Origin of the sequence: Candidatus Propionivibrio aalborgensis, from assembly GCF_900089945.1 — a bacterium.
Taxonomy (GTDB): Bacteria; Pseudomonadota; Gammaproteobacteria; order Burkholderiales; family Rhodocyclaceae; genus Propionivibrio; species Propionivibrio aalborgensis.
Genome location: NZ_FLQY01000161.1, coordinates 1 through 5,787, shown reverse-complemented (window position 1 = coordinate 5,787; position 5,787 = coordinate 1). Strand labels below are relative to the sequence as shown.

General features: G+C 56.9%; 5 protein-coding genes. 3 read left to right on the top strand and 2 right to left on the bottom strand.

Translation table 11 applies throughout. The features are described 5' to 3' along the window. The first annotated feature begins 256 nt into the window (after window positions 1–256). Both PROAA_RS19105 and PROAA_RS08955 read left to right on the top strand, forming a co-directional pair. Window positions 257–1,228, top strand: coding sequence for a PEP-CTERM sorting domain-containing protein (locus PROAA_RS19105; RefSeq protein WP_186411020.1), 972 nt, complete (start codon window positions 257–259; stop codon window positions 1,226–1,228). 195 nt (window positions 1,229–1,423) lie between these two features. Beyond that, window positions 1,424–2,638 (top strand): tetratricopeptide repeat protein, encoded by a 1,215-nt coding sequence (locus tag PROAA_RS08955; protein ID WP_186411019.1) that lies wholly within the window; start codon window positions 1,424–1,426, stop codon window positions 2,636–2,638. A gap of 63 nt (window positions 2,639–2,701) precedes the next feature. Here the strand turns inward: PROAA_RS08955 and PROAA_RS08950 are convergent, their stop codons facing one another. Further along, complete coding sequence (locus PROAA_RS08950; RefSeq protein WP_186411018.1) at window positions 2,702–3,610, bottom strand: LysR family transcriptional regulator; 909 nt, start codon at window positions 3,608–3,610, stop codon at window positions 2,702–2,704. A gap of 173 nt (window positions 3,611–3,783) precedes the next feature. Between PROAA_RS08950 and gstA the strand changes: the two genes are divergently transcribed. Further along, entirely contained in the window at window positions 3,784–4,410 is a 627-nt protein-coding gene (gene gstA, locus PROAA_RS08945; protein ID WP_186411017.1) for a glutathione transferase GstA, read from the top strand. Window positions 4,411–4,470: 60 nt separating this feature from the next. On the opposite strand, the gene PROAA_RS08940 is transcribed toward gstA, so the two are convergent. Then, the gene (locus PROAA_RS08940) at window positions 4,471–5,580 is read right to left on the bottom strand and encodes an extracellular catalytic domain type 2 short-chain-length polyhydroxyalkanoate depolymerase (protein ID WP_186411016.1); all 1,110 of its coding nucleotides are present in this window, start codon (window positions 5,578–5,580) and stop codon (window positions 4,471–4,473) included. Between the last annotated feature and the right edge of the window lie 207 nt (window positions 5,581–5,787).

The window sequence follows — 5,787 nt, the reverse complement described above, 5'->3', positions numbered from 1 at the left end:
GCTGAAACCATTCGTCATTGATCGGATCGAAGAATATTTACAGCAGATTTCGGACTTGACTAAGAAAACAAGATTACTTGCAACTAATTGATTAAACGCATAAATTGTTTTATGGCACAAGATGTGCTTTTACCTTTCACACGCAGGTTTAGTTCGGTTCACGGTGCTTACCAAGGCTAAAAATCAGTTTTTCTGCTTTGGGACAGCTTGAGTTTGATCTCTGGTCAAACACTTAGTTTGAGTAATGGAGGAAGGAATGAAGAAATTTAACGTTATTTGTACAACATTGGCTGCGGCTGGTTTGCTTGCGGCTGGGAGCGCACACGCTTCGCTGACTGCGTTTCAACAATACGTCGGCACTTACGGCTACTCGTCCGATGGTTTTGGCTCGACAACTCAGACCGGCACCATTTCTGCGTCAGTCCCGGCAGGTTCGACGGTTCTGGCTGCTTATCTTTACACGTCGACACATTTCGGCTTTGCTGGCGCTGGCGGCACCTTCAACGGCAATACCGTCTCCTACACTGCCTTGGGGGCTACGGGTGGCTTGGAAGCGGGAAGGGCCGACGTAACCAGCATTGTTAAGCCGATCATCGACGGCGGTATCGGTGGGGTATACGACTTCACCGTGACCGAAACCTCATCGGCCCAGGACGGTGAAGCCCTCGTCGTTGTCTATTCTCACCCATCACTCGGTATCTCGACGATCGGAATTCTCGACGGGTTCTCGGTGCAGGCTGGTGATACAACGGCGATCAATTTTGCTACCCCGCTTAATCCCGCTGCTCCAGGCTTCCAGGCCGAGTTGGCGCTGGGCATCGGTTTCAGTTGCTGTGATCAAAAATCGACGGTCGAGGTCAATGGCGTTACGATGACGGAGAATGCCGGCAACAACGATGACGGCGTCGGGAGTACCAGTAACGGCCAATTGATCACTGTCGGCGGTTTTGACGATCCGTTCTCGCCGAACAATCCAATCTATACTGAAGATCATGAGCGTTACAATCTGGTGCCTTACATCACCGCTGGCGATACGACGATCCAGATCGACACGAAGAACCCTAGCTTCGACGACAACATCTTCCTTGCTGTGGTACAGGTAACAGGCAAAGGTGGTGTCAACCAGCCACCGCCCGATACTCAAGTTCCCGAGCCGGGCTCGCTGGCTCTGGTCGGTCTGGCGCTGGCCGGACTTAGCGGTCTGCGACGCAAAGCCAAGCGCGGCTGATCCATACGTTCGTTCCACCCTTCAACCCCTGCCGATAGATTTCGGCAGGGGTTTTCCTGTTTCAGAAAGGAAACGATGCGTTTTTATATCAACAGCTTTATGAGCCTAGCCAGGCTGATCTCCGTTGTCGCGTCAATCTATGGGACATTAGCGGGGACATCTGCGTACGCAATTCCATCTGAGCCCAGGAAAAGCGTGCTTCCTTCCAGCGAGCCAAAAAGCCCCGAAAAATCAGCCAACATCGAGTTTCGCAAGGGAATCGAAGCCCAACTCAAGGGGAAAAACGACCTTGCTCAATCGCATTATCTGGCGGCCTTGAAGCGGGATGCGAAATTCGCTCCAGCACTAATCGGCCTGGCGGATATCGCACTAAGGCAAGGCAACCGGAGCCAAGCCGAAACGTATCTCAAACAGGCCGATGCTGCCGCGCCCAAAGCGGCTGAAGTACATCTCGCCTGGGGACGCTTTTATCTTGGTACAAAACAGTTCGAGCAGGCCGAGGCTTCGTTCAAACTGGCACGTGATCTCAACCCCAAGGCGGTCCCGCCGCTTCTGGAACTGGGTGACCTGTACCTGCGAGATACCTCGCGTCGAAGTGATGCCGCCGATTCCTTCGCGGCGGCCGTAGCGTTGGAGCCGGGCAACAAGTTCGCGGTGTACTCTTATGGTGTCGCGTCCGCAATGCTCGGTCGCCGGGACGATGCCCTGAAAGCTTTTGAAAAAGCAGCCGAGCTGGCGCCACGCGATCCCGCACCCCTGCGCGCCGCCGGACGCCTCTATCTTGAGGCAGGTGACACGGATAAAGCCCTGAAATCCTTTGATCTCGGGCTTAAACGGCAACCGAACTTCGTTCCATTGATGCTTGACCGTAGCGATGCGTTGGCGCGACAAGGCAAATGGCCGGAAGCGATCCGCCAACTTAATGATGCGCTTCGGGTTGCACCGAAGTCTTCAGAGGTGCGTGTCAAGCTGGGTGACGCCTACCAGAGCACGCAGCAATGGGACAAAGCACGGGCAGCCTACACCAAAGCCATCGAACTCAATGACAAGAACCCGCTGGCTTATAACAATCTGGCATGGATGATGGTGCAGCAGGGGGTTACGCCGGAGAAGGCCGTCGAAGCGGCGAAAAAGGCGGTATCGCTTGCGCCGGACTCAGCTCCTTTCCTCGATACGTTGGGCTGGGCGCAGCGTGCCGCGGGAGATCTACCCGCCGCCGCAGAATCACTCCAGCGCGCAACGAAAATCGAACCAAATTCATCTGAATTTCAGCTCCATTACGGGATCATCCTCCTTGATCTCAAACGAACGGCGGATGCCCGGGAAGCATTGAATCGAGCGATAGATCCCCATTCGCCCAAGACTACCGACGAAGCAAAGAAATTGCTGCGCACCTTACAGGCCAACTGAACGTCATGACAGGTCGAGTTGTTACGGCCAAGCAATCGAATATCTTGGGAAGCCAACTGCGGTCTATGCAGTTGCTTCAACTTGCGGCTTTTCAAACCACTCTGTGAGGAAGCTCGTCATCGCTTGCACCCTGGCCGACAGGTGTCGCCGGGTCGGATAGACGACATGAATCGGCAGGCGCCGGGTGGCCCAGTCAGGTAGCAGGCGGACCAGCAGACCACGTTCGATCAACGGCAACAGGATAAAGCAAGGGCCGTACACGACGCCGCTGCCAGCCACCGCCATCTCGGCGAGCAGCATGCCGCTATTGGCCTTGATCGGGCCGCCGATGCGCACGCTGAGCGGGTCACCGTTTCCATCAACGAACTCCCAGTGATTGCCGGTAGCCGAGAAGGCGTAGGTAAAGCATGAGTGCCGGGTCAAGTCGTCCGGCGTCACTGGCGTACCCGCCCGCTCGAGATACGCCGGAGCGGCGGCAATCAGCAAAGCGGTTTCACCGATGTGGCGCGCCACGACGTTTTCGCTCCCAATCCGTCCGACACGGACCGCCATGTCCAGCCCCTCTTCGGTGAAATCGGACACATTGTCCGAAAGAACGATATCCAATGTGATTTCGGGGTAGCGCTGCGAAAATGCGGCGAATGCCGGCGCCAAACGCAGAACACCGAGCGTAATTGGCGCAGTGAGACGCAAACGGCCACGTGGTCGACGCGCTTCGCCGGCAACGCTGGCCTCGGTTTCTTCGATGTCGGCCAGGAGTTGCGTGCAGCGCTCAAAATAGGCGAATCCCTCATCGGTCGGACTCATCCGTCGCGTCGTACGGTTAAGCAGTCGCACATTGAGATGCGCCTCCAGTTGCGCGACCTGGCGCGACACGGCAGAGGTCGAGATGCCCAGTTGATCGGCTGCAGCGGCAAAGCCACCCGCCTCGATCACCGAGCAGAAAACGCGCATGGCATCAAATTTATCCAATACTTACTCCCAAAAAGCGTGAGTTTATTATCCCGCAAACTGCAACACAGAATCAATTTTACCCCTGTTTATTCTTCTATTTGGGACGCTTAAAGTGCAATCCAACGCGGGATCGTTAGACCGCGCCAAAGTCGCCAACACTAATCCACTGAGATCAACCCAAGGAGTCACCCATGAAACTCTACTATGCCCCCGGAACCTGCTCATTTTCACCGCATATTGCCCTTCGCGAAGCCGGTATCACTGCCGAACTTATCCAGGTCGACATCAAGAAACGGCGACTCGTTGCCGACGGCAGTGATTTCTCGGCAATCAACCCCAAGGGCTACGTCCCCGTTCTTGAACTCGACAACGGCGTTCGCCTGACGGAAGGCCCGGCCATCGTTCAATACATCGCCGACCTCAAGCCCGAATCCGGCCTTGCCCCCGGCGCTGGGACGCTGGAGCGCTACCAGTTGCAGGAATGGCTTGGCTTCATCAATTCGGAAGTGCACAAAGGCTTTAGCCCGCTGTTCAATCCAGAGACACCGGCCGACTACAAGAGCATCGCGCTGAGGAATCTGGCGAACCGATTCGGATTTCTCGCCAGCTATCTGGCTTCGCACCCTTACCTGATGGGCGAGCAATTTACCGTGGCCGACGGCTACCTATACACCGTGCTCGGCTGGTGTCAGTGGGTCGGAATCGACATCAAGGAGTGGCCAGCGCTTGCCGCCTTCAGCGAACGGGTTGCCGGCCGCCCCAGCGTGACTGCGGCACTGGCGGCAGAGGCAGCGCTAAGCGCTGGGCGGGCGGCTTAGTCATCGATTCGACGACCCACAACGCGGCAACGCAATCGAGCAGTCAATTGGGGAGAGGCCTTAGGGTCGACCGGACGTGATCCGGTCGACCATGGCGCGAATTGCTTTCAGCTGCACACCATCCTTGGTGGGGAAGTCCGCTCCGGTATAGCCCCACCAATCCCAACATCCGTTGGGGTTGATACCTGGGATCGAGACAGCCTGCGGGTAGAGCACGACGATGCGGTTGCTCTCCGCCCAACGGTTGTAACCGGCGTTGCGCACGAAGGTCGTGCCGTAATACAGGCCACCGCCTGATACTGGCCTCAGGGGAAGATAACTCTGACCCTGTCTGCAGCCATGCAGGACGACATGCAAACGACAGGCTTCGCCCCGCTCACAGGCTTCGGGTATGTAAGCCCAGCCGGTATTGTCCATGCCGGTGGTCCACGTGAAGCGATCCTTGGGTAAATAGCCGCGCTGGTCGAACTGCATGAAGCGGCCGAGAGCCTGGCCTTGTTGTGGCTTCTTCAGCGGCCCATACACCCATTCGAGAATGGCCTTGGCGGTATCGTAATGGCATTTGCCGAGGTAGGGCGATTCGGCCACCCCGCAATCCTTGCCGTAGTTCACGGTCGGCATCGTGTGCGCCGCCTTGCTCAGTCGCACTTCGGATCGATTCGACGCGCGTACGGCCAGTTGGCCGTAGTAGTCGGACAGCTGCGCGGCCACCTGAGGCGGCACCGTTTCGTCCTTTTCGCCGGAAACGATGAGAACGCGTTGGCGGGACAGATTGGCCGGATCGTCGATCAACCCTTGGGCCGCAAATTGGCGGGTGTCGCTGACCAATGTCGACACATTGGTGCTGTTAGACGACACGCTGCAAAGATCATGAGCAGGATCGAGAGTGCACGAGCATTGGGTGGTCGCTCGTAATGGACTGCCCTGGCTGCAAAAATACGGGCCTCCGGCCACGATGCCCGCACCCTTGACGATCGACGAATAGACCACCTGAAACTGCACCGACATGAAGGCCCCGGAAGAAAGGCCCGAAATCGAGGTTTCGCGGACGTCGATATTCAGCGCCGGCAATTGCTCCGGCTTTGCCGCCCAGGCGCTGTGCAGGGCCGCCACGAAGAGAACCAGGAGAAACACGAGGTGCTGCAGACGTCCGGTGAAAGACTGAGGCATGGCGTACACCTTTTGAATTCGCGTTGATCAACGTGTCGTTGATGCCGACTGACTGATTCGGACTATGACATCAGCCAACGGCACGGTCCCAAGAATACGCCGGTTTATTCGGAAGGTGATGATCCGGAGTGACTGATGACCTGCGCGAATTCGGCAGTAGGCGCTTTGTGGAAGGCAGCCAAGTGTTCTTGTCAATCGCTCGAAGTC